Origin of the sequence: Pseudorhodoplanes sp., from assembly GCF_046289595.1 — a bacterium.
Lineage (GTDB): Bacteria > Pseudomonadota > Alphaproteobacteria > Rhizobiales > Xanthobacteraceae > Pseudorhodoplanes.
The window spans coordinates 1-3708 of sequence record NZ_JBKBVB010000209.1; the positions used below are offsets into that span (position 1 = coordinate 1).

At 63.4% G+C, this 3708-nt stretch carries 2 protein-coding genes and 1 pseudogene; all 3 read right to left on the reverse strand.

The window, feature by feature from the left end; genetic code table 11:
* Positions 1-245: 245 nt before the first annotated feature.
* Entirely contained in the window at positions 246-1340 is a 1095-nt protein-coding gene (locus ACK41X_RS23025; protein WP_409728528.1) for a ring-opening amidohydrolase, read from the reverse strand.
* A gap of 139 nt (positions 1341-1479) precedes the next feature.
* The gene (locus tag ACK41X_RS23030) at positions 1480-3369 is read right to left on the reverse strand and encodes a hydantoinase B/oxoprolinase family protein (protein ID WP_409728531.1); all 1890 of its coding nucleotides are present in this window, start codon (positions 3367-3369) and stop codon (positions 1480-1482) included.
* Positions 3366-3708, reverse strand: a pseudogene (locus ACK41X_RS23035) (hypothetical protein); the annotation flags it as partial. The gene ACK41X_RS23030 and the pseudogene ACK41X_RS23035, both read right to left, overlap by 4 nt.

Genomic DNA, 3708 nt, shown 5'->3' on the forward strand with positions numbered 1-3708 from the left:
GCGCGCGTGGTTAGATACGAGGAGACTGGCCGCGAATACGACCATAGCGGCCGCTACGCGACCGAAGCGTGGCATCGACTTCATGTTCAGGGCTCCCTCTATACTCCTGACAATTTCCATCCCGACACTTACCTGCAGTCGTCGTTCACACGACGCAAATCCCTTTCAGATTCGCCTCATGCACGGGCCGATTTTGCTGCCGGCACCGACCCGTCCGCCCACGCCCGGCGTACGCCAGCCTCAATTCATTCGCCGACATCGACGATAGCAATAACCGGGCCACCGCCGTGCGGCCCCTGATGCATGGCATCGACCGACACGAACACTGCCGGATCGCCAATCGCCGCGGCTGCGACCCCGCCAACCGCCGCCTTGGAATGGCGATGGTGATGCACATCGGAATCGTCCAGCATGATCTGCCGGCGTCCGCGCAGGCGCGCGGATTTGTCGGCCTCGCATTTCATGAAGCAGTTGACCAGCTTGCCGCCGAGATCCTCGGCGCGCGGACGCTCCGGCAGCGCAAGACCGGCATTTCGTATTGCGTTGTAAATGCCATCAATGTCGAGCGCGTCTCGCATGACGCTATGGCCGATCCTGTAGCGCCCGCCGGCGCCGGCCTTGTTGCCGAGCAGCACAATCTGCGCGCAGTCGAGTTCAACGCCGGACGAACAAGAGGCCACGGACGAATACAGATTGAGGTTGCGGCAAATCTCCTCCGCCCTCGGCATTGAAATCTCGCCGAGCGCGACACCGATACCGAGCGCGGTGGTGCCGTTAGACACCCCCATCGAATCATGCACCTCGCAAAACACATCCTTACCGCGCGCATGCGCCTCCTGGATGGTCTCGATGGTCAGAAGCGGCGTCTTGGTCTGGACGTAATGGACGTCCTTCGGATCGGCGATGCCTGCGTCCCTCATCGCAAGGCGCACGCCCTCCGCGACCTTTTCCACCATCGCCGGCCGGCCGATATCCTCTGGCAGGATTTGCGGGCTCATCGCCGTGCCCATGGCCAGCCGCATCGTGTCGGCCGGACCGGTCTTTCCGTTGCGCGCGAACACGGTGGCGTGCGGCGTGATAACGCCGTCGCAGCCGCCCGACCAGACCATCGGGATCGCCTTCACCTCCGCTTCGCTGCGCGTGCCATAGTTGCGCAGCACATTGCGAAACGCCTGATCGGACAGGATGCGGGTGAAATCGTTGACGCCGCCATTTCCCTCGGTTTTGCCGATAACGGCGACAACCTCGTCGGCAGCGAAACGCTTGGCGCGGATGAATTCCTCAAGCCCGGAGGCATCCATCACGCTCTTGATCTCGACCTTGACGACATCAATTGCCATGCGTCCCAGCACCCTTTATCCGCCCCGAGCGTGAGCACATGCCCCACTCGCCCCTCACATCATCGGGCAAGTGTCAAAGCCGCCCGGGATCAAGTCCAACACCAATTATCGATAGCGTCATCGGAAAATCCGATAGCAGTCACTCCGGCGCTCCCGGGCCGCGATCGAGCGCCGGGAGCGGTCCGATCCTTGCCGCTTGCATCTCCCGACGCAGCGCTGCGGTCCGCTCCTCGTCCACGGCCAGTTCCGCATCCGGCCCGGCCTCGGCCAGCACAACACCGTAATCGTCGCGGGCCGCCTGCCGCGACACTTTGCCCTGCACCACGTCGCGCAGCACAAGCTCGGTTTCGCGCTCCAGCGGATCACCCCAGCCGCCGCCGCCGGTCGTCTCCACGCGGACGATTTCGCCGGCACGGACCGGCGCGCCGTCGACAAGACCACCAAGTCTGCGCTCGACCGTGCCGTTCGGATCGATTGTGACGAGGAATGGCCTGCCCGCCTTGCCGCCATTCACCCCGTAGCAGCCAAGCAGCACGCGATCCGCGGTGACGATGGTGTGGCAGTCCACCAGCGGCCGATAATGCTTCTCGTAGCCGAGCCCGCCGCGGCGCTTGCCTGCGCCGCCGGAATCGGTGCTGAGCGCCAGCTTCTCTACGATCAGCGGGAATTTGGTCTCGGTGAACTCGGCCGGCTGGTTGCGCGAATCCGGCACGATATGGATGGCGTCATTGCCGTCGGCGTAATAGCGCCCGCCCGAGCCGCCGCCAAGCACTTCGCGCGACAGGAACGGACGGCCTTCGCGGTCGGTGCCGTAGAAGCCGGTATAGCGAATGGTCTCCTGGTCCGCCGGCATGCGGCCATCGACCGCCTGCGCGACCACGCCGCCGAGCAACGAGAGACAGCGCAGCAGCACGAAGGAGCGCGCATTGGTCGGCGCCGGCCAGACCGGGGTGATGAGCGTCCCCTTCGGCGGAAACACCACCTCGAACAATTCGCACACGCCTTCATTGACATTGATCTCCGCGGCGCGCTCGGGCGTGTCGGCAAGATTGCGCAGGATCGGCGCAATCCATTTTATCAGGAAGGCACCGTCGGCATAGTCGGCCGGCCAGTTCAGCGGACCATCGGACTGGGGGTCTGTCCCGGAAAAATCCAGCACGATCTTGTCCGGCGACTTGATCATCTTCAGCGCGATCTTGTGCAATCTGATTGCGCCGTCCACCTCACGCTCAATATAGTCGTGCCAGACATATTCGCCGTCCGCGATCTTCGGCATCAACTCGTCGCGGAACGTATTGCGGCATTTCTCGATAATTGCCTGGAAACAGGCCTCCACGGTGGCGGTGCCGAAGCGCCGGAATAATTCCTCCATGCGCCTGGCGCCCATGATGCAGGCCTGGATTTCACTGTCGAGGTCGGCGGACAGGATGTCGGGCAGCCGCGTGTTGCGGCGGATGATCTTGAACGCCTCCTCGTTGCGCACGCCTTCGCTGTAGACGCGGATCGGCGGCACCGCGAGCCCTTCCTCGAACACCGATTGCGCGGTGCCCGGCATCGAGCCCGGTACCCGGCCGCCGATATCGTCGTGATGGCCAAAGGCCTGGATATAGGCGACGACCTTGCCTTCGTGGAACACCGGCACCGTCGAGCACAAATCCGGCAGATGGCCGATGCTGCCTTCGGTCAGATAGGTGTCGTTCATCAGGAACACATCGCCGGGCCGCATGGTATGCGGCGGATAATCCCGGATCACCGCCTGCGGCATCGCCGAATAGGAGCGGCCTGTTAGCTTGCGGGAATACCGGTCGAACAGGCCGACGCGATAGTCGTGCGCCTCGCGGATCATCGGCGAACGCGCGGTGCGCTCGATCGCGTATTCGATTTCGGCCTCGATCGAGTTGAGTGTGCCCTCCACGATCTGCAGAACAATGGGGTCGACACCGGCGGTGTTGATACCCTTCGGCGCGGTCGGCCAGGGATGCGTTCCGGCTTCTTGCTCGGCCAATGCCGGGCGGGTCTGGATGTTCATTTTGTGCTGTCTCCGCCTTGGCCCTGTTGCCGCACCACCATGATGCCATAGCCGTCGACGGTCAGCATCTGCCCAGGAAAGACGACAGTGGTCGAGCCGAATTCCTCGACAATGGCGGGACCTGTAATCTGCGCCCCCGGCGGCAGCGCTGCGCGATCGTAAACCTGAGTGTCGCGCATCGCGCCGTCGAAAAAGGCCAGCCGACGGCCTTTGGGTATGGTCTTCGCGCCCGGCGTCACCTTTCGCTCCGGCAGTTTGGGGCGCTCGATCATGCCGAAGCCCGATACGCAGAAATTCACGATTTCGACTTTCTGCACGCCCCTGTAGTCGTAGCCGAAG

Excerpts from the sequence above, each read along its gene's own strand:
- ACK41X_RS23025 (WP_409728528.1), bottom strand. The coding sequence starts at position 1,340 with ATGGCAATTGATGTCGTCAAGGTCGAGATCAAGAGCGTGATGGATGCC.
- ACK41X_RS23030 (WP_409728531.1), bottom strand. The coding sequence starts at position 3,369 with ATGAACATCCAGACCCGCCCGGCATTGGCCGAGCAAGAAGCCGGAACG.